The 21181-nt window shown below is 43.4% G+C and carries 18 protein-coding genes and 1 pseudogene; 6 read left to right on the forward strand and 13 right to left on the reverse strand.

The annotated features are described in order from the left end of the window. Positions 1 to 230: 230 nt before the first annotated feature. Positions 231 to 1553, forward strand: a complete 1323-nt coding sequence (locus LPAF129_RS07250; RefSeq protein WP_244055514.1) for a replication-associated recombination protein A — start codon at positions 231 to 233, stop codon at positions 1551 to 1553. Between the two features lie 460 nt (positions 1554 to 2013). On the opposite strand, the gene LPAF129_RS07255 is transcribed toward LPAF129_RS07250, so the two are convergent. After that, complete coding sequence (locus tag LPAF129_RS07255; RefSeq protein ID WP_244055515.1) at positions 2014 to 2439, reverse strand: PaaI family thioesterase; 426 nt, start codon at positions 2437 to 2439, stop codon at positions 2014 to 2016. Between the two features lie 32 nt (positions 2440 to 2471). Between LPAF129_RS07255 and menB the strand changes: the two genes are divergently transcribed. From menB to LPAF129_RS07270, 3 genes are all read left to right on the forward strand, one after another. After that, on the forward strand, positions 2472 to 3293 hold the full coding sequence (menB, locus tag LPAF129_RS07260; protein ID WP_244055516.1) for a 1,4-dihydroxy-2-naphthoyl-CoA synthase: 822 nt from the start codon (positions 2472 to 2474) through the stop codon (positions 3291 to 3293). Between the two features lie 12 nt (positions 3294 to 3305). Further along, complete coding sequence (locus LPAF129_RS07265; protein WP_244055517.1) at positions 3306 to 4754, forward strand: o-succinylbenzoate--CoA ligase; 1449 nt, start codon at positions 3306 to 3308, stop codon at positions 4752 to 4754. Positions 4755 to 4823: 69 nt separating this feature from the next. After that, positions 4824 to 5852, forward strand: a complete 1029-nt coding sequence (locus LPAF129_RS07270) for a zinc-binding alcohol dehydrogenase family protein (protein WP_244055518.1) — start codon at positions 4824 to 4826, stop codon at positions 5850 to 5852. 400 nt (positions 5853 to 6252) lie between these two features. On the opposite strand, the gene LPAF129_RS07275 is transcribed toward LPAF129_RS07270, so the two are convergent. From LPAF129_RS07275 to LPAF129_RS07285, 3 genes are all read right to left on the reverse strand, one after another. Beyond that, complete coding sequence (locus tag LPAF129_RS07275; RefSeq protein WP_244055519.1) at positions 6253 to 7098, reverse strand: bifunctional 5,10-methylenetetrahydrofolate dehydrogenase/5,10-methenyltetrahydrofolate cyclohydrolase; 846 nt, start codon at positions 7096 to 7098, stop codon at positions 6253 to 6255. Beyond that, positions 7095 to 7715, reverse strand: a complete 621-nt coding sequence (locus LPAF129_RS07280) for a cyclodeaminase/cyclohydrolase family protein (RefSeq protein ID WP_244055520.1) — start codon at positions 7713 to 7715, stop codon at positions 7095 to 7097. The genes LPAF129_RS07275 and LPAF129_RS07280 overlap by 4 nt, the downstream gene beginning before the upstream one ends. A 537-nt stretch (positions 7716 to 8252) precedes the next feature. Beyond that, on the reverse strand, positions 8253 to 9455 hold the full coding sequence (locus LPAF129_RS07285; RefSeq protein WP_244055521.1) for an MFS transporter: 1203 nt from the start codon (positions 9453 to 9455) through the stop codon (positions 8253 to 8255). A gap of 293 nt (positions 9456 to 9748) precedes the next feature. Here LPAF129_RS07285 and LPAF129_RS07290 point away from each other — a divergent pair. Beyond that, positions 9749 to 10616, forward strand: a pseudogene (locus LPAF129_RS07290) (NAD(P)-dependent oxidoreductase). Positions 10617 to 10629: 13 nt separating this feature from the next. Next, positions 10630 to 10869: a hypothetical protein gene (locus LPAF129_RS07295; protein ID WP_244055522.1), complete on the forward strand. Its 240-nt coding sequence runs from the start codon at positions 10630 to 10632 to the stop codon at positions 10867 to 10869. A gap of 95 nt (positions 10870 to 10964) precedes the next feature. On the opposite strand, the gene LPAF129_RS07300 is transcribed toward LPAF129_RS07295, so the two are convergent. The 9 genes from LPAF129_RS07300 to fakB form a co-directional block, all read right to left on the reverse strand. Then, positions 10965 to 11834 carry an alpha/beta hydrolase gene (locus LPAF129_RS07300; RefSeq protein ID WP_244055523.1) on the reverse strand — a complete coding sequence of 290 codons (870 nt, stop codon included), beginning with the start codon at positions 11832 to 11834 and terminating at the stop codon, positions 10965 to 10967. Between the two features lie 85 nt (positions 11835 to 11919). Beyond that, on the reverse strand, positions 11920 to 12942 hold the full coding sequence (locus LPAF129_RS07305; protein WP_244055524.1) for an acyltransferase family protein: 1023 nt from the start codon (positions 12940 to 12942) through the stop codon (positions 11920 to 11922). A 206-nt stretch (positions 12943 to 13148) separates the two neighbouring features. Next, complete coding sequence (locus LPAF129_RS07310; protein ID WP_244055525.1) at positions 13149 to 14039, reverse strand: cation diffusion facilitator family transporter; 891 nt, start codon at positions 14037 to 14039, stop codon at positions 13149 to 13151. 30 nt (positions 14040 to 14069) lie between these two features. Next, positions 14070 to 14372, reverse strand: coding sequence for an ArsR/SmtB family transcription factor (locus LPAF129_RS07315; protein ID WP_244055526.1), 303 nt, complete (start codon positions 14370 to 14372; stop codon positions 14070 to 14072). Positions 14373 to 14524: 152 nt separating this feature from the next. Continuing rightward, positions 14525 to 15919, reverse strand: coding sequence for a WD40/YVTN/BNR-like repeat-containing protein (locus LPAF129_RS07320; protein WP_244055527.1), 1395 nt, complete (start codon positions 15917 to 15919; stop codon positions 14525 to 14527). A gap of 82 nt (positions 15920 to 16001) precedes the next feature. Further along, entirely contained in the window at positions 16002 to 16646 is a 645-nt protein-coding gene (locus tag LPAF129_RS07325; RefSeq protein ID WP_244055528.1) for an NAD(P)H-hydrate epimerase, read from the reverse strand. A gap of 133 nt (positions 16647 to 16779) precedes the next feature. Next, positions 16780 to 17919 (reverse strand): YcjF family protein, encoded by a 1140-nt coding sequence (locus LPAF129_RS07330; RefSeq protein ID WP_244055529.1) that lies wholly within the window; start codon positions 17917 to 17919, stop codon positions 16780 to 16782. Positions 17920 to 18609: 690 nt separating this feature from the next. Then, positions 18610 to 20013, reverse strand: a complete 1404-nt coding sequence (locus tag LPAF129_RS07335) for a C69 family dipeptidase (RefSeq protein WP_244055530.1) — start codon at positions 20011 to 20013, stop codon at positions 18610 to 18612. 128 nt (positions 20014 to 20141) lie between these two features. Next, the gene (gene fakB / locus LPAF129_RS07340; RefSeq protein WP_244055531.1) at positions 20142 to 21032 is read right to left on the reverse strand and encodes a DegV family protein; all 891 of its coding nucleotides are present in this window, start codon (positions 21030 to 21032) and stop codon (positions 20142 to 20144) included. Between the last annotated feature and the right edge of the window lie 149 nt (positions 21033 to 21181).

The following is a 21181-nucleotide window of genomic DNA, read 5'->3' on the forward strand; positions in this document are numbered from 1 at the left end:
TTTACCCCGAAACATGAAACAGTGAAGTTGACTTCAGAGGAGATTTAGTTAGTTAGATGAATTTATTTTTTGACACACAAGAACCAGTAAGTTAAGGTCTGAGACAAACAAGGCAAGTTTTCCCGTTTGTTTCAGACTTTTTTAGTGCTCTCAAAACGCCTCATCAGTTGTATTTTAGGCAGGAATGTTTCATAATACGTTTGAATTCAAGAACGAAAGGAGCCCTCATTTTGAAACAGACCTCTCTGTTTGACCAAAACGAAAATAACAACGCCCCCTTAGCGTATCGCGTGCGTCCTCAGAGCCTTGCCGAATTCTACGGTCAAACGCACTTGCTTGGGCCAGGCAAAGTGCTCCGTGATTTAATTGAAAACGACCAGCTATCGTCCATGATTTTTTGGGGACCTCCTGGTGTCGGCAAAACAACTTTGGCCCGCATTATCGCTGCACAGACCAAAGCACACTTTTTAACTTTTAGTGCGGTCACGAGCAGTATCAAAGACATTAAAGCAATCATGAAAGATGCTGAAGCAGCACGAGAAATGGGTGAAAAGACTTTAGTTTTTGTCGATGAGATCCATCGCTTTAACAAGGCACAACAAGATGCTTTTTTACCTTACGTTGAAAAAGGCAGCATTACCTTAATTGGAGCCACGACTGAGAACCCGTCATTTGAATTAAATTCCGCCCTGCTTTCCCGCTGCAAAGTCTTCGTGCTCCATGAACTAAAAATTACTGAACTGGTTGACTTACTTAAACATGCCCTCAACTCTTCTCAGGGATTTCCACAATTAGAAATTCAAATTTCAGACGACACATTAAAAGAAATTGCCGCCTTCGCCAATGGTGATGGTAGAAGCGCACTTAACACCTTGGAAATGGCAGTCTTAAATGCCCCACGTCAAGGAAAGCAAGTTACGATCGACCATGAGATCCTCCAACATTTGTTGGGGACCAAATCCTTACGCTATGATCAAAAAGGCGAAGAACACTATAACGTTATTTCAGCCCTTCATAAATCAATGCGAAACAGTGATGTTAACGCCGCTATCTACTGGTTGTCACGGATGCTGGATGGTGGTGAAGATCCACTCTACATTGCGCGCCGTTTGGTTCGTTTTGCCAGCGAAGACATTGGCTTGGCTGATACCAACGCCTTAAATGTGGCGGTCAACGTGTTTCAAGCCTGCCAACTGATCGGCATGCCTGAATGTGACGTACATTTGACAGAAGCAGTGATCTACCTAGCGCTTGCGCCTAAATCAAACGCCGCATACAAGGCTAGGTTAGCGGCCAAAAAAGATGTCCGAGACTACGGTAACTTACCGGTCCCCCTCCAAATCAGAAATGCACCGACGAAATTAATGGATGAATTAGGTTATGGCAAAGATTACCAGTATGCCCACAAGAGTCCTGACAAATTAACGACGATGCAAACGGCACCGCCAGAAATTAGCGGCCACGACTATTACCAGCCAACGGAACAAGGAAAAGAGCTCCGTTTTAAACAGCGCTTAAACTATCTCAAGCAGTGGCATAAGGAACACCATTAAACACAGAGCGGAGCAAGCCGGTTAAGACTCGAGCATTATCGTAACTCAGCCTTTAATGCGCTTTAGGCATTGAAGGTTGGGTTGAGATAGGCGGAAAGTCTTGGCTTGAGAAGCTCGACTACAAACACAGAGCGGAGTGAGGCGTTTAAGAGACGAGCATTATCGTAACCCAGCCTTTAATGCGTTTTAGGCATTGAAGGTTGGGTTTTGATAAGCGGAATCTCTTGCCTCGCGGAGCTCGACTAACAATCACAGAGCGGAGTGAAACGGGAAAAAGCGAACATGCTTGGAGTACTACAAAAACCATGCACCACCGCACTTCCCCCTGTTTGATCCTTACCCAAGACAGCTGGGATTTCCAGTTTAATTTGCAAATAATTAGCTACACTAAAAGACCGCCACCCTTCGCACAAGCATTGTCCGCCGAAGAGTTAACGGTCTTATTTTTTAAATTGAATTGTTAATTTGAACCAGCCCCACGATATTGCTTATCTAAGGTGCTTTCATTGAAAACCCGTTTTTTGCCATTGACTCGGCTTAAAGTGACTTGGCTTTCGCTCGTCAATCGGTCGCCGTTATAGACATCGACGCGCCAAGTTTGAATTGTTCTGCCAACATGCAATGGTGTGGCCTTGGCCAATATCGTTCCCTCAGTCACAGGTGCTAAGTGATGGGTCGTTAAATCAACGCCCACAACAGTCGCATCTTCTGGGACATTTTGAGCGGCCCCGATACTAGCGGCAGTTTCCGCTAAAACTGCATTAATTCCACCATGAACAATTCCATAAGGTTGTTTAATTTCATCCGTCACATCAAGTGATATAATAGACTCGTTGGACGAGAGAGAAACTACCTTGATCCCGAGGAATGTTACTAAATCTGACATAAAATTACCTACTTTCGAAAGGATTGAATTACATGACATCTGTTAATTGGGAAAAAGTCAAAGACTACGAGGAGATTATCTTTGAAAGAGCTGATAAGATCGCCAAAATTACGATCAATCGCCCCGAAAAGCGTAATGCCTTTACCCCAAATACTGTTGAAGAAATGATTGAAGCTTTCACGATCTGTCGTGACGATAGCTCGATCGGCGTGATCATCTTAACTGGAGCTGGCGACTTAGCCTTTTGTTCCGGCGGTGACCAAAGTGTCCGTGGTAACGGCGGTTACGTTGGCAAGGATAAGATCGCTCGCTTGAACGTTTTAGACCTGCAGCACTTGATCCGCATTATCCCTAAGCCAGTCGTTGCGATGGTTCGCGGCTGGTCCGTAGGCGGCGGTAACATTTTGCAACTGGTCTGTGACTTAACTATTGCAGCTGACAACGCGAAGTTCGGCCAAACAGGTCCGAAGGTTGGAAGTTTCGATGCTGGTTACGGTTCTGGTTACTTGGGTCGGGTCATCGGCCATAAACGTGCTAAAGAAGTTTGGTTCTTAAACCACTTCTACACTGCCGAAGAAGCTTACCAAATGAACTGGATCAACAAAGTCGTACCTTTGGCTGATGTTGAATCCGTCACCCTTGACTGGTGTAACGAAATGCTTGAAAAATCACCAACAGCCCTGCGCTTTATTAAAGCCGCAATGAATGCTGATACTGATGGTTTGGCTGGGATCCAACAACTTGGCGGAGACGCTACAATGTTATTTTACCAGACTGACGAGGGTAAAGAGGGTCGAGATGCTTTCAATGAAAAAAGAAAACCTGATTTCGACCAATTCCCTAAGTTCCCCTAAGCTGGTGCATTGATGGAAAACTGGATCAAAAAACAAGCTGCTCTTGCTCCAACTAGAACAGCAGTTACCAATGGAACAACCAGTCTGAGTTTTGCTCAACTGGCACAAACGACCGATCAACTGGACCGCAAGCTCGCCGCTTTAGGTGCGCTCAAGGAACAACGGGTCGCCTTATTAACGGATAACTCCCTGGCTGGTTATTTGACAGCGATGGCACTGTTAAATGCCGGAAAGACAATTGTCTGGTTAAACCGCCGACTTTCAGCTCAGGAATTAAATTACCAGTTAGCTGATAGCCAGGTCAACGTTTGTTTGTATGAGGACCAATTAGATGTGAACGGCTTAAACTGCCAGACCATCTCATTGAGTCAAGTCAAAGCTACGCCGGAACAAGCATTTACTGCCTGTTCTGATTTTAACACAACCGCAGCCGCAAGTATCATGTATACGTCTGGAACTACGGGTCAACCTAAAGGAGTCGTCCAAACTTTTGGCAACCACTTTAGTTCAGCGACCGCTTCGGCCCTAAACTTAGGTGTAACTCCTGCCGATGAATGGCTTTGTACAGTCCCGATTTTTCATATCAGCGGCTTTTCGATCATGATGCGCGGGTTGATCTACGGGATGACTGTGCGCTTGACCAACCGCTTTGACGCGGAAGAAATTCACCAGATGCTGGTCAATGAACCGATCACGATGATCTCTGTTGTGCCTTACATGTTAAAGAAGCTCTTGGCTGTTAAACAAGCAGGTCAGGCTTCCTATAATCAACAGTTCCGCGGCATGTTACTGGGCGGCGGGCCGATCGACCAAGCCACGCTCAAGCAGTGCCAAGAGCTCAACATTTCCGTGGTGCAATCATACGGAATGACTGAAACCTGCTCACAGATCGTCGCCCTGTCGTTCACTGATGCTCCTCAACATATTGGCTCATCCGGCAAACCGCTCTTTTTGACACAGCTCAGATTAGCGGAAGACACTAATGAAATTCAGATCAAAACACCAGCACTCAGTCCGGCCTATCTTGGTCAACCCGAAAAACGGGCAGCTAAGACCACAGCTGACGGCTGGTTCAAGACTGGTGACATTGGTCACTTTGACGCTGACGGCTTCCTGTACATTCACGGTCGCGGCGATGACATGATCATTTCAGGCGGGGAAAATATCTTTCCCGATGAAGTTGAAGCAGCCTATGCTCAGTGCCCGTTTGCCGCAGACATCGCTGTTATTGGGGTAAATGATGACCAGTGGGAACAAAAGCCCGTGGCGTTCGTGATTCCCAATGAACAAACGCTGTTAGCCCGCGACTTGATCGATTACGGCCGCGAACGTTTGGCACATTATAAGGTACCGAAGAACTTTTACTTGATCGACCAATTTCCCCGGAATGCCAGCGGTAAATTGCAACGCTTCAAGTTGAGACAATTTTTAGATGAACACCGTGCTAAAGAATTAGAATAACTATTTCTGTCCTAAACTAATAACGACACAAATTTACTGCTACTCTGTTTTTGAAAAGGAGATGTTTTTTTGACTGTTAAAATGAATGCGATCGGTTTTTATGAATCTTTACCCCTTAACGCTCCGGAAAGCCTGATTGATCTTTGTATTGATCGTCCAAGCGCCACAGGTCACGACATCCTAGTCCAAATCTCGGCGATCTCTGTTAATCCAATTGACATCGCTGTTCGGACTGGTAATCAAGAGAAAACTGCTGAACCGCACATTTTAGGGTTTGATGCCGTGGGAACTGTCGTTGAAACCGGCTCTGACGTTACCCTATTCAAAACAGGTGACCGTGTCTATTACGCCGGTTCATACAGCCGTCCTGGCAGTTATGCTGATTACCAGCTAGTTGATGAACGCATCGCTGCTTTAGCTCCCCAAAAACTAGATAATGTGAACGCTGCGGCCATGCCGCTGACGACCTTGACTGCTTGGGAAGCTTTATTTGAACAGATGGGGATCGATCCTGACGCTCAAGAGACTAACCATCAAAAAACGATCCTGATCATCAATGGTGCCGGCGGAGTAGGTTCGATTGCGACTCAGTTAGCACACTATGCCGGCCTGCACGTAATTGCGAGTGCATCACGTCCGGAAACAAAGCAGTGGGCCTTGCAACATGGTGCCGATGAGATCGTTGATCATCATCAAAACTTGGTCGATGAAGTCCATCAGCTAGGTCATAAAGAAGTCGACTATATTTTCGAACTTAATAATCTCGACAATCACTGGGATGAAATGGCCGCTTTGATCGCACCAAATGGTAAGATGTGTTCTATCACCAGCAATAAAAAGCCGCTCGACTTGACTGTTTTAAAGCGCAAACGGGTCACCTTTGCCTGGGAGTGGATGTTTGCCAAGTCATTTTATCAAACGGATGACTTAAGCAGCCAGCACGAAATTTTGCAACAGGCTGCCCATCTCTTTGATAGTGGGATCATCCGGAGTACCGTTTATCAAACGATCAACGGGATCAATGCTACAACTCTCAAAAAAGCGCAAGCTGTCCTCGAAAGCGGACATAGTATCGGTAAGATCGTGTTAACCAAATAAACTAAACGGGGAATCAATCAAGTTCTCCGCAAAAATTAAACTAGGATAAGACAATACCATTTTGGAGGTTGTCTTATCCTAGTTTTTTTAGTATCGGTAGATATTGCTTTACTCACTTAGTGTCCACGAGACCCAAATTTGCAAAAGTTACGTGTACAGTGTGAGTTCTGTAGACACTAGTATGCGAAAGTTATGTGTACAGCCGGTTCTGTAGACACTAATATGTGAAAGTTACGTGTACAGCTGGTTCTGTAGACATTACTTTATCCAAATTTCGACGCTAGCAAATTCACTCTTCCAGCAAAAATTGCAAAAGAAAAACGACTATCGCCCACTAATGTAATGAACAACAGTCGCTATTTAATTTGTTATTCGAGCTCCGTGCAGCAAGCGATTCCGCTTAGTCACGCTCCGCTCTGCTTAAAATTTGTGCCGTTCGTTCCGCTAACAAGGCCGTGGTGACCGCTCCAATCCCGCCAGGAACTGGTGTGATAGCCCGTACCTTCTGGGATACCGCCGCAAAGTCAACGTCGCCACGCAACTTACCTGCAGCATCGTAGTTAGTGCCCACATCGATCACGATTGCATCTGCAGCAACCATCTCAGCTGTCAGCAGATCTAATTGCCCCGTCGCTGTGATCACTATGTCGGCTCCCCGAGTAGCAGCAGCCAAATCAGTCGTGGAACTATCGCAGACTGTCAACGTAGCGCTGCGATCTAACAAGAGGTTCGCTAAAGGCCGGCCAACGGTCAAACTATCTCCAACCAACGTCACTCTTGCCCCGCGCAATTCAATTTGATAAAAGTCCAAGAGTGCTAAGACAGCGGCAGCTGTTAATGGCACAAGGTCTTCTGGACGCGGAGAAACAGACCGGCCAAGATTGACTCGCGTGTTTCCGTCGATATCTTTAGCAGGATCCAATAATTCTTGGACCTGGGCTGCTGGTAAACTAGCAGGTAACGGCTCCAAAATTAAGATAGCTGTGATTTCTGGTGCGTGGTTCAAGCGCTCGATCGTTTGCTTTAACTGCGACAAATTCGTTTGCTGGTCTAATTCGACTGGCTGAACCTCGATCCCCACTTGCTGCAAAACTTTACTGGCACTCCGTTGATATCCCAATGCTGCCGAGTCGTCACCAACGCGAACCATCGCAACGCACGGCTTAGCCCGGGACTGAGCAGTCAGTTCTGTTGCATGGGCTAACAAGGCTTGTGCAACTGGCTTGCCTTTGAGTAGTTTGCTCACACTTCTTCACCCCGGGCAGCTTTTTGCATAGCAGGATATAAACTAGCACTGATTTTTAAGCCGGCTGCTAAAGTTTCATCAGTCGCTTGGTTTAAACGGTCAGCTTCCGCTTGATCTTTCATCATCCGTGTATTTTCATAAACGTTTAACACTGAAGCTTTTAAAGCTGCTTCAGCCAAAGCTGTCCCACTGCCAATATCACTTAATAGTGATTTGGACGAATATTCTTTCATCTCATTTAACTGAGTCAAAATCTTTGTAGCAGTTTGTGCAATCTTTAACGGTGGTTCTGCCGCAACGATCAACGCTTGCAACATCGCAGCTGCACGCTTGCTCTTTTCAGCCTCCGTTTGCTTAGGCAGCTGCAATACTTCCGTAAAAGCAGCAAAAGATTTTTCATCTTCTTCAATTAGTGAGATCATTTTAGTTCGGCTGATGGCCATTTCAGCCAATAATTCTGTTAAGCGCGGGTCAGTGACCTTGGCTTGACGAATGTGTCCTACCATTTCACCTAAGGCGCTGCTTAATGCTCCGACTAAGGCTGCAGTTGAACCGCCGCCTGGAGTTGGAGCTGCCGAAGCTAAGTCGGCAGTAAATTCTGAAATTGTTTGTGACATTTCTTTTCGCTCCCATCTTGACTGTCCGTTCCAATTAGCTGGCCAAGCAGCTAAGACCGGTACTTTTCTTATATCACAACTTTACCATTATCTGCAACAAAATCACAGAGCGGAAAAACTCGTTTAGAAGACGAGCATTAAGGAGCAAGGGGCTTAAATGCGGTTCCGGCATTAAAGGCCCCTGCTTTTTAAGCGGAATCTTCTGAGTTTTGGAGCTCGACTATATTCACAGAGCGAAGTGAAACGGGAGAAAGTGAGCACCATCGGGACCAAGGAGTTAATGCGGTTTCGGCATTGACCCTGGGTTTGGATGGGCGGAGCTTTCTGTTTCACGCAGCTCGACTAACAATCACAGGGCGGAAAAACTCGTTTAGAAGACGAGCATTAAGGAGCAAGGGGCTTAAATGCGGTTTCGGCATTAAAGGCCCTTGCTTTTTAAGCGGAATCTTCTGAGTTTTGGAGCTCAACTATAAAACAAACACTCCAACTTGGAAAAATAAAAAACGCAGCTCATTTCACCGCGTTTTTCTGTCTGACTTATTTAACTAATGAGTCCCCACCCTTAGGCGAACTGATCATAAAGGTAAAGGCAAACGATACCGCTAAGAAAACGGCGACAATCAAATATGGGTACGATGGATGCAGATCCAAGAAGTACCCAGAAATTAACGGACCAACCACGTTTCCTACACTAGTTAACGACATATTTAAGCCGTTAATAAAGCCTTGGTTTCTTGGACTCAGTTTCGTTAACATGGTCGTAATTGCTGGACGGATCAAGTCAAATGCTTCAAACACCAGTAGTGTGGCCAAAATAACGCCAACTTTTGTTTGTGCCCGTAAGATCCACACTGTTCCGATCAGTGAAATCAAGAAACAATATCTGATCAAACGTTTTTCAGTCAGTTTTGACACCAGCCAGTCAAACATTGCAACCTGTAAGAACAGTGACAAAACACCGTTTAATGTCAACACGAGCGCAATGTTATTCAAACTAAAGTGGTAGACTTGGTTGACGAACAAACTATAGATACTTTCAAAGCCTTGCAAACCAAAGGATGAAACGAAGATCAATACGAATAAGATAATTCCTGACTTACCTAAGACCTTCAACATATCGTCATCATGATGAAGCGCACCTTCGACGTCCATGGTAACATCTTGCTCACCCAAGTGCTGGTCTTCCAGGCCCTTGGGTAACATGAAGTACATGGCGATCATACTAACGATGCCCAAGACACCCGCCGTCCAAAACGGGGCTTTATAATCAATATTTGCTAACAAACCACCGATCCCAGGTCCCAAGATCAAACCGCCTGAAAAAGCAGCGGATAACCACCCGATCACCCGAGCCCGGTCTTTTTTCGTAGTAATATCAGCGGCTAAGGCCATTTCAGTGGGAACGACCATGGCAGCGGAAATTCCTCCAATCACCCGAGAAACATCAAAGAGCGCCAGCTGATTCGTGACTGCGAACAGAAATTCTGAAACAGTAAACAAAAACAGTCCTAAGACTAAAATTGGTTTTCGTCCAATTCGATCAGAAATCTTACCAATGATCGGTGACGCAATAAATTGCGCAAACGCGAATAAAGCATTCATCACACCCATACTAAAGGCTGACAAGTGAAGCTCATTCCGCAAAAATGGCATGACCGGGATCACAATACTAATTCCTAAACAAATCAGAAATTCACTCAGAATCAAGATAAAAATTGCACGTTTAACTGTTTTTGACAACTAATCTCCCCCTATTTTAATTGGTATTTTAAAGTTATTAAACAAGCAGTTAACAGTCGGAATTCACTCATACCACGCTTTTCAAGCATCGTACTTGTAAAGGAAACCGAACATTAACTGTTTTTTATAGTTTTTTATTTGTCTAAACCATAATAGTATAACAAAAAAATTCAAGTCAAGTCTACCTTAGTTCATTTTTTCTAGCAAATCTTTTGCGTCTGTCCTACTGTCCGTTATATGATGAAGATAGTTATTTTTCAAATTTTTAATTAAAAATAAGGCAGGCGAAAATAATGAAAATTGGATTTATTGGAACAGGTGTAATGGGCAAGGCAATCGTTAAAAACCTCATGAAAGCCGGACATGAGTTAACCGTCTATAATCGCACCAAAGCAAAAACTGACGAACTAGTTGCTGCAGGCGCCACATGGGCAGACAGTCCACAAGCAGTCGCAAAGGTCAGCCAGGTCGTCTTTTCGATGGTGGGTTTTCCCGCGGATGTCCGCCAAATTTATTTTGGTGAAACTGGTCTTCTCGCTGGAAGTCAACCAGGAACCGTTTTAGTCGACCTCACGACTAGCGAACCGGCTTTAGCTGCTGAAATTGCAGAACAAGGGCAAGCTCAAGGACTCGGAATCCTAGATGCTCCCGTTTCCGGCGGCGATATCGGGGGCAAAAAATGCCACTTTAACCATTATGGTCGGTGGTGCAGCTGAAACTTTCCAACAAATTGAACCGCTCTTTGCTCAAATTGGTCAGCAAGCGACCCTCTTTGGTCCAGCAGGCAGTGGACAGCATGCCAAGATGGCTAACCAGATCATGATCGCCGGAACGATGACAGGCTTAACAGAAACCTTACTGTATGCTAAGGCAGCCGGACTAGACCCGGAAAAAGTACTCAGTACTCTCAGTTCTGGCGGCGCTCAAAACTGGAGTTTATCCAATTATGGCCCCCGGATCTTAAAAGATGATTACACTCCCGGCTTTTTCGCGCGGCATTTCTTAAAAGATCTGCGGATCGCCTTAAAAGAAGCCAACAATATGGGTCTTGACTTAAAAGCGACTGCTCAAGCAACACGACTCTATGAAGTCATGGTTGACGTTTACGGCTTAGGCGACCAAGGGACACAAGGCCTGATCAATACCTATCCGCATCAATAAAGGAGCATAACTAGTGAAATTAATTTCTACCAGTCCAATGCATCACCTCTTGTTATTTGTGATTGCGATCATCTTCATTCTTGACGGTTGTTGGCAGCTGTTAAAAGGTGCCACTAGTCTGATTCGTCGCTATCGCCAACAACAACGTGCCAATGAACCAGCAGTTTCTGTCAGCTGGTTCCAAATTCTTTTGGGTGCGACCATGTTACTGGCAGGCTGTATCTTGCTTTTCAGCGCCATCACTGGTCCTTAACAGCTTCACCCTACCCAACTAAGCAAACAAACAAAAGCCGTGTCGTCCTGTAATTCAGGGAACACGGCTTTTTGCGCTTTCAAATTTAAGTTGTGTTATTTTCGCCAGAGATAATTCATTAACTTCTCGCTGACCTGTGGATTATCAATGTGCAGTCGACTATGCTGCCCCATATTTCTACTGATCCGGTATTCCTCGTAGGAACTGACCCTGTCTGCCACCAAGTAGCGTAGGGAACGGACTGACGGCACAGTCACTAAACCATCCGAGTCCGAGCCATCTTCTAGATCACCGTAAATATTTAAGATGTGGACTTGACGGGGAAACTTTTCACGGTGCTTTAATAAGCGCTGGTATTCCGGATGAATGATCTTAGGCCGACCGTTTTTAGCTAATTTGTTCGCATGGGCAGCGTCATCCCATAAACCAGCCAGTTTACCAGTTAAAGGTTGGTTGGCATGTCCTTTGTTCATAATGCCGTCATAAGGTCCAGCCAACAACACCATTTTATTGAGTTGCGGCAGTTGCGGAGAAGAGCCCCAGTGCGCAGCGTAATACACCCACGCATAAGCTCCCATCGAATGGCCCACCACGTTAAATTTTTTCATCCCATATTTCTTTTGGAGGTACTTCACGATCCGCAATAGTCCCTGTGCATAACGAACCTCTCCTACCCGGTTATTATCAAATTGAACCAAAATTAACGGGTTGTTCTTCCGTCCGGTCAGTTTGCCTTCCACTTTGAGCTGACCTTCCGGGGTGACATGGATCACCATCGCTTCAGTCGTGATCCGTTTGGCCACCGCTGTTTTGATCAAAGGCTCTTCTGCATGCAAACTACTCGACCAGCCGTGCATCATGATCGTCGGGGTGGCAGTTTTTTGATAATGGCTCGTTTCTTCATGACGCTGCTGATACATATAACCAGCCCAAATTAATGCCCCAGTAAAGAAGAGTCCAAGCATTGCCAGTATTCCAATTTTATTCCACTGTCGTCCCTTAATAATAACGTTCGTTCCTTTCCCTCACATTTGCTTTGCTGGTGTACAACTAACTGCTAATGGGCAGTTTATGCCATAGTGTGGTATTTTTGACCCACTGCATGATCCACGCCAAGAAGATTGGAGCCGCTAAGCCGATCAACAACCGAAAATACCAGTTATCAGTCACCGCTAAAAGCGTCGTGATGTCAAAAGCAGCACGATGATAAAACATGATCACATCAGTATTTTGTCCAATAAACCGCAGCGGCACAAAGCCCCCTAACCGTTCAACCAACTCACAAGCGACAAAAATTGCTAAACATATAATCGGTGGAAACAAAAAGGCCTGCCAGCCGGCATGGATATTAGCTGATTTCAGCCACAAGACAAAATCTAAATGACCAGTGGCGTATAAACAGATCAGCCCTATTAACAAAGCCGTTCCCAGTGCTCCTAGCAAGAGGTGATAATTCCACTTAATTTTAGGCAAGATCTTGAAAAAATAATATCCCAGCAACATCCAAAAGACCGCTAATAACGAAATTTGGGCATCCCAGGGAAAGGAGTCATTCCCTAAAAAATGCACGTCCTGCAATAAAATTCCTCCGAAAAAGCCGCCAATTGCGAGCACAAATTGCCAGAAAACTTTTTTAACATATGAAATTAACAAGGTCGTCAAAAAAATGCTTAACGCATAGGTCGTGAGATACCAAAAGACACTCAGATAATTATTTAATGTACTCCCGCCGTAAAATAGGCGAACAAAGTATAAAAAGGTGTAATCCCATGATTGTTGCCGAAAAAAATGGCTTAAAAAGATCAAGATCACTCCATTTAGAAAATATGCCTTTAACAACGGCCGGACCTTTTTAGTTAATAGGTAACTCCACCCCGCTAGATCTGGAGTGATTTTTTTTAAGAAAAAACCGCCCATCATAAAAAATAGCGGCATGTGCCACCAGTATAAGGCATTATATGTGACATCCAAGGCTTTGCCAGCAACCCCGTTAATTGCGTGGCCGAAAACAACCGCAATGATGCCAAAACATTTCGCGTAATCGACCCACATAATTCTTTTTTTAGCACCCATAAAAGTCGTTCGTCACCTTCTCAATTCAAACTGATGCTTAATTTTTGCGCCTAATTAAGCACTATCTCTTATTAAAATAGCTCATTTTGCTCAAAAAAACTAATAATCGCAACTGACTTCACCGAAGTTCAAGAAAAATTTAAAAATTTATTTACTAAAAAAGACCTGGCTGTCAAATTAACAGTCAAAGTCTTTCAGGTACTTCGCTAAATTTTAGCTTCGCAATGTTGTTTGTCACAGGTTTCCAACTGAATCGTGACGTGTCCGATTGCAAACTCTTGCGAAATCCCCGTGGTAATTTGGTCCAGAGTTGCAAAGTAATCGGCTTGAGTATCAATTTCTAAATGCGCTGTCAGAGCCGTTTCGGTCGTGGACAACGGCCAAATGTGCAAGTCGTTAATGGCTTTAACTTGCTTAAAGCTGAGTAAATATTTTTCAATAGCGCTGCTTTCTAACCCGCGCGGTACAGCATTGGTCGACATTTCAAATGATTCTTTCAAGACATTCCAAGATTCATATAAAATAAAGGCTGCTGCCACGATTGAGATCACGGGGTCCAACCAGCCCCACTGTGTCAAACTGATCACGAGTCCGGCCACAAAGACAGCCACACTCAATAAAGTGTCCCCAAAGAAATGCCAGAAATTCGCCCGGTCATTTAATTCTTGACTGCCATTCATCAATACAGCAGTGAGTCCGTTGATCAAGACCCCGCTCAAAGCAACGACAGCGACTAACCAGCCCACGGGATGATCACTGTTGCTTTGTGTCGTCAAGCGCAAGACCGATTCCCAAATGACTGCTGCCAAACTAATGAACAGAATCAATGAATTGACCAGAGCTGACATGATAGTGGTGTTATAAAAGCCGTAAGTGTGACGCTTTGTTGGTTTCTTTTGCAGTAAATAAATCGCAATCAAGGAGATCACCAGTGATAAAACGTCCGCTAAATTATGCACTGCATCAGTTACTAACGCCATCGAATTTGCGATACCGGCAAAAATAAATTCAATGACAATAAAAACTAGGTTGATCAAGATCCCGATTTGATACTTTTTACTATTATTTTTAGTGTGGTGTTGTTCTAATTCGCTCACGCTGCTTCCCCCTCACTACAAGTTAACTCGCTATTTTAGATGGCGAACGTGTTCCATCACGCTATCTAAAATACTCAAAACATGACGGTCATCTAATTGATAAAAAACCTGCTTACCGATCCGTTCACTAGCTACCAAATGGTGCTGACGTAAAGCTGCCAGCTGATGTGAAACAACTGACTGTTCTAAGTCTAACCCTTCTGCCAAAGTAGAAACGTTTTGTTCCCCGTCTTCTAACGCATACAGCAATCTCATTCTGACTGGATTACTTAGTGCTTTAAAAATAGTTTGTGCCTGAACAGTATCTGCTTCAGTTATTTTGTTAATTTTCATTGGCTATCTCCACATTATTTAATACATGTTATATGTTACATATATCATATGAAACGTATTCAAAAAAGTCAAGTAAAGTGACTTCTTCCTAAAAAACTAACAGAAAAAGAGCTGGCAACTCTTTCCGCTTGCCAGCTCTTCATTTACTCCCATTACTTTTCACTAATTTTAACAAACTGCCAAGTTTCACCCTGGTCAGTCGAACGATAAACGGCCTGCGCTCGTCCACCCTGGTAATCGCCCTGCTCGCCTTGGCCAACCTTCATTTGTAAGCCATTCTTAGTTTTAACCGGCATTTCCGGAGCAATAAATATTGCAGTCTCCTCCTGTCCAACCTTGACCTTGTGGACCGGATAAGTCACTTGTTTAAAAGTGTGCCCACCATCGCTGGTTCGATAAAGTTTCGAGCTTGTTCCCGCATTTTGCATGATCCCAATAAAACCTAATGACGGCGATAAAAACTTGACCGCTAAAGCCACGCCGCCTTCACCATGAAAAGGATCATCATTTAAAATTTGCCAATTCTTTCCACCATTATTAGTCGTCCGCAGCTCATAGTAATATGTTCCTAGCGCCGCGTTAACACTTTTCAACCGATAGCCATCGTGTGCATTTCTAAAGAACTGTACCTCATTTTGACCTAAGCCGGCTGTGCGCTGTTCCGTTGCGCTTTTTTGCGGCGGGCTAACTTTAAGGGCCGAATCATAGAAACGAACTAATGGTACATCAGTCTGTCCCTCAGCGTAAACAGCCACATTATACTGCCAGTTACCGCTAACCGAACTGCTTGAGTCGCTGTCTGCCGCATTAAGATCCACCAGGGACTGCTCGGTGTTTAATTCACTGGCACCCCCGTAGAAAATATCATAGCTCCGATAGTTCTGCGCGGTCACAGTCTGCGCTAATTGCTCAGTCCGCATCAATTTAAAGAACGGTGCTAATAGATTTTGCCGGCGCATGTTTTTGGCTGAGACTCCCGTCCGACTGCGTTCAATGGTCATTTTTTCGCCATGAGCGGCAGGATAGTTGATCAGATAGCTGACATTCCCGCCTTTTTTTCGGTGTCCAAAAACATAACCTGTAATTGCCTGGATCTGCCCAGAACGGTTAATCGTGACTTTCAGCGGAGCATCAGGTGAAACGTACAGTTTGACAGGGACGTCCGTTTGTTTGCGCAAACTAGCTGTGAGTCCGTCTAAACCAGTCTGAAACACATTTTTCTGTTTCAGTTCCACCCCACGGACATTTACGATCCGGTTGACCCGATAATTCAAATGTGTGCCGATTTTAGTCGCACTTTGGGATAGTTCAAGCCCCAAGATCAAAGAGAGCAAGACAAACAAACTTGGACCCGCCCAATTCCAATTGCGACGCCAGTTAGTTGTGTCAGCATGACCTGTTTGCTTTTTCCATGCCGAATAATGTGCGAAGCACCACACAAACCAGCCCAATAAAATAACTGCTAGTCCAAGTACATAAGGCAGTTTGGTCCGCAAGTTACCTGAATTTGCAATGTTAACTAGTAGCCAGCACAAAACTGCCCACATTATGATTACAAGTGGGGAAAACAACTTTCCCCAAAATAAATATTTCTCTTTCTGTTTCATTTTTCCTCGTCTGTCAGTTCATTTATTCCTCATAACGATCATTGAGGTAAATTCCAATATCTGCCACTAAAATGGTACCCGTAAACCGTGCTGCACCTGGTTGAACCATTCCAGTCTTAACGTAAGCCACGGTGGTCGTGCTAATCGCCTGAATCGTTGCTCCAAGCGGTTGCCCACTATCACCATTGAGCCCAGAAGGTATATCAATTGCATGAATTGAACTACCAGAAGCATTTGCCCGTTGAATAACTTGAGCAAAATCACCCGCAACTTGGCGTGACAATCCACTGCCAAATAAACCATCTACAATGGTTGAGTATTGACTAAAATCGACCGTTAACGGAACTTCTGGAATTTGATAATATTCACAGATTTCTAGTTGCTTGGTCATTTGTGGACTACGATGCTCCGTTTTTCCGACTAGCAAAAGACTAACCGCAAAACCGTGAGTGTGTAACAACCGTGCGACCGCTAAGGCATCACCGCCATTATTACCAGTCCCAACTAAGACTAGGACTCGTTTCAGATTGAAGCGTTCATCAGCCAAAAGATTGTCATAAATCGCTAATGCCGCCCGTTCCATTAAAACTAACGAAGGGATCCCTACTTCTTCAATTGTCTTTTGGTCTAACTGTCGCGCTTGTTCCACTGAAATTACCGTTGCCATTGACTTTTCCTCCTTAGATAAGAACTTTCACTTGTATCATAACACTTTAGCCATTATAAAAGGACAAGTCACACAACGACTTGTCCTTTTAACTTATTTGATGGAAAAATGATTTTTAACACTTATCCTCGAATTACTTTGCAGTCATTTTAGGGAGATATTTAGGAAATAATGAAATCAGGATCTCAGTTATTTCGTCAGGCGTAGTAGATGAAAGATTTACTTTTCCATCCAACACTAACTCCATCAACTCAATATAAGCTCTTCCTAAAGCTCCTGTAATTATCATGCCAACTCCACCGGAAATTAACCCCCCGCCAATGCTTCCTAAGCCTGGTATAAGCTTTAATAAATTGCTAGATAGGCTTTTTCCCAAAATTAACGATCCATATACGCCTAATAAACTAGAAATAACAGTTTCTATTTGGTTCTTATGAATATCTACACCATAGATTGATGTTATTTTTCCAATCATCGCAGTCTGAGCTGCCATCATCATTGGTCCATCTGCTCCATCTACGGGAACAAAACCAACACCAAAGTTAGCTGCCATGGATGTATTGACGACTTTGATAGCTTCTTTCCTCTTCAACTCGTATGAAGCAGCTTGTGAATGAACAAAAGACGTTTTAATTTCTTCTGGTAGTACTTTGAAAGTTTCATTAATCAGTTCATCAATTCCAAAAGCCTGTTTTGTTTCTGAGTCCTCCGCTAATGTAACAACTACATTCTCTATATCTGGAACTAGTTCTAAGATACTTTGCTTTAACTTTTGAGCCTCAACATTATCAAAACTTTTAGTTAAAACTATAATCACAGGTATCTCATGTTTTATGATCCACTTGATGAGATCAATTTCTGGTTCTTCGATTCTAGCACTGTTGCCTGATATCGCATACCACACAACGTGAATATCATCGTCATCTTGCTTGGTTTTCTGGACATTATGAATAAGCTTTTTCACTTCATTTTTAGAAACTGCTTTCCCAATAGAATGAATATCCATTTTAACTGATTTTAATTCAAGTCCTATAGTGTCATATATATGAACAGGAAAACCATCTTTTGAAATTAAACTAATTTTATCTGTAATTGGTAATCCAACACCAGTATCGCTTAACTTATCTCCAAAAATTGCATTAATTAACGTTGACTTTCCAACACCACTCTTCCCGCTAATTAGTATATTTAAGTCTTTTAAATTCTCATTTTCTTCTTGTATACTATTAAAAGTATCCTGAAATAATTTCTGGTATTGTGTAGATTTTTCCATCCTACCTTACCTCCAGTAAGCAAATTACTATCTTCTATATAGCACTCTTAAATCACATCTCAGCGCTAATTATACCATCATTTCAGGATACATTGACATCTATAATACAAATACACCTTAGACATTTTGATCCTCAATGAATTAAAACATACACAAAATTTATTATTATACGTCCAAAAATCGGGGGTTGGGTCCTTGATTTTCTAGTTGTTTATAAGAGTATTCAACCATAATAACTAAAAAGCAAAGTCTAAGTCGAACCTTCTTTTAGAAGACTTTCAAACTTAAACTTTGCTTTTTGAATTTAATATTTAAACCAGACTTTTAATGCGGTTTACTTTCTACCAACAAATTCCAACCACACCTTTTAACGGAATGAAGCAAAATGTTGGACGTTAGCCATGTCAAGAATTCTCTGCGAATTACTGCGGCTTAGCGTTTAGCTTAGTCGCAGTTTGAGGCTGAAAGGATGGAGACTATGGCTCCGTCCGGTTCCATGGCTATTAATGTACAAAATTTTGTGAAATGAAGTGGATACAATAAACACCCCTTAAGCACATCTAGCATTTTAGTCAAGCTCCAAAACTCAGAAGATCCTGCCTAATAAACAAGGCTAACCAATGCCAAATACGCATTAGTTAGCCCTGCTCCTTATCTCATCTACTAACCGAGTTTCTCCACTCTGTGATTTTAGTCCAGCAATGAGAATTTCAGTTTCATCCGTGCTGAACCGACATTGACCATCTTACCCAGCAATTTCTTGCTTTCCTTGATGTAAATGTCAGCCATTTCTTGGTTAGCTTTCATCGATAATTCATCAATGTCTTTTGCATCAACAGCTTCTTTGGTGACCCGAGCAATAATTGCACGGCACTGTGCTTGAGTTGTTTGTTCGAAGTCTGATTCAAGGTCACTGTACAGTGAGTAATTTGTGTCTCCGAATGTCCCCAATGTCCGTGATAACCAGTAAGCTGTATTAGGATCATATTCTTTAGTAGCGTCCTTAAATGAAGCTGGTGTATCAGTAATGTTGATCAAGAATGGTACAAATGAGTTAAACGTATTTGGTCCAAAACCTAACCAGTGAATTGCTGCGACGGCTTCAGGAACGTTATTTCTAATTTGCAAGATATGACTTTCTTCGTTCCGGTTGATACCAACTGGACGGAATAAGGTCTTGTCTTCCAATTCGCCTTCACCGTAACGGTCAAAGACAGTGTTTTGGTAATGAGAACTCATTGCCCACTTGAAGTCTTCGATTGCTAACTTGCGGTCTGCATGGCAGATAAATGGCAAGTCTTGGTCTTGAGGATCTTGTTCAACACTTGGTGTAAAGTATGATTGGATATACCATGCACGAGGATCGTTGTAACGAGTATCCTTGATTGTTGCTGAACCAAAGATGTGACGGAAGTTGTAGCCTTCATCATCTGGGTTCATAAAGTTATCATTGATCAAGTCTTCCAAGTCTGCAGAATACATTGTATCTGCTGAACCAAAGTCAAAGTGATCGATGTTTAAGCGGTTTGGTGCTACCACGTATGCATCATCTGGAATACGAATTGCAGCCCAATGATGACCACCATAAGTTTCTAGATACCAAACTTCATCCTTATCAGAAAAGGCCATCCCATTTGATTCGTAAGTCCCGTATTGAGTTAACAAATCGCCCATTCTTTGGACACCTTCACGGGCAGAATGAATGTAAGGCAAAACGAGCGTTGGCATGTCTTCTTCACCAAAACCATCCTTAACTAATGGGTCAACCGCTAAAATGCGTGAGTTAGTTGTGATTGTTTCAGTTGATGACATCCCAATATTTTCACTGTTAATGCCGGCGCCAGCCCAGATACCATGTGAGTTATCTGAGTCAGGTGTAGCTGTGTAACGTAGTGGATTGTCAGGTAAGTCGATTTCAAATTTTGACAACTTGGCAGAATAATGTTTTGGTTGATCCTGTGGTTCAACCACGATAAACTTTTGTGGTTCTGCAGCATCACTGTGGTCTTCTGTCCGAGCCACTAAAGTTGAGCCGTCGATCGTTGCTTTTTTACCAGCAAGAATTGTTGTACATGAAGAAATAATTTTATCCATTTGTGCTTCTCCTTTTAAATCTTATTGATAACTTTTTTCAAGTTACTTACATTTACATTCTATCAAATTTAAGCGTTAATTGCGCCCTTTGAAGTTTAGAACTTAGCGAAAAATATCCGCTACTCGGGTCAATTTTCCACTTTGGCCGGGTCAATGGGCCATTGTTCCCAGTCATAACACCATAATAGCGCCATTGTTCCAGTCCCAACATGCACCCCGATCACTGGTCCTAACTCGCTTTGTTCCTGGGTGACCTGCGGAAATGACTCTTGCATATCTTTAGCCCACCGTTTTTCCATTTCTGGTGCCCCGGCATTGATCACAGTCAATCTTAAAGGTGCCTGAGTTTGGGCTTGTGCTTCGGCAAACTTAGCTTTGATCGAGCGATAAGCTTTTTTCATCGTCCGCTCTTTTTCCAAGGCCAAGATCTTTCCTTCCTTGGTAAAAGTTAAGACCGGCTTAATTTGAAGCAAGCTGCCGACAAATCGTGAAGCATTTGATAAACGCCCAGTTCTCACGAGATGCGACAGGTCGTCCACTGCCAGATAAGCTGCGGTCGTTTCCCGAAACTTCTCTAGCTCTTCAATAATACTTTCTGGTGAATAACCAGCCTGAGCTAGGCGAGCAGCTAGTTTCGCCATCCCGCCTTCCGCTGCAGCAGCTAATTTCGAGTCAAACGGATAGACCTTGATCCGAGTAATTTCTGGGAGATAATTAACCAGATTTTCGTAAAAAGTCGTGATTCCCGATGACAAATGAATACTGATCACTGCATCATAACCCTCATCAGCCAACTCGTCATAAGCCGCTTGCATTTGCCCTGGTGTGATCTGTGTAGTTGAAGGCAATGTTTTTTCTGTCTTCATCTTTTGGTAAAACTCACTTGCTGTAATATCAACATTTTCTAAGTAGGTTTGCCGCTCAAAAATCACCGTGATCGGTACGACTTTGATCTGATATTTTTCAATTTCTGCCGGAGTTAAACAACTTGCCGAATCAGTCACAACTGCTATTTTCATATAATTTCCACCGCTTTTCGCCATTCATCAAATTCATTTTTATGGTTAAATAAGTACCTTTTTAAGTATAGCAAAAAATCCCCAGCGACTCCAAAAAAAGAAGTGCCATCTCTCAAAATTTAAGGGATGGCACTTCTTTAGTCAAACTA

The sequence above is a fragment of the Ligilactobacillus pabuli genome, assembly GCF_022836475.1.
Classification (GTDB): Bacteria; Bacillota; Bacilli; order Lactobacillales; family Lactobacillaceae; genus Ligilactobacillus; species Ligilactobacillus pabuli.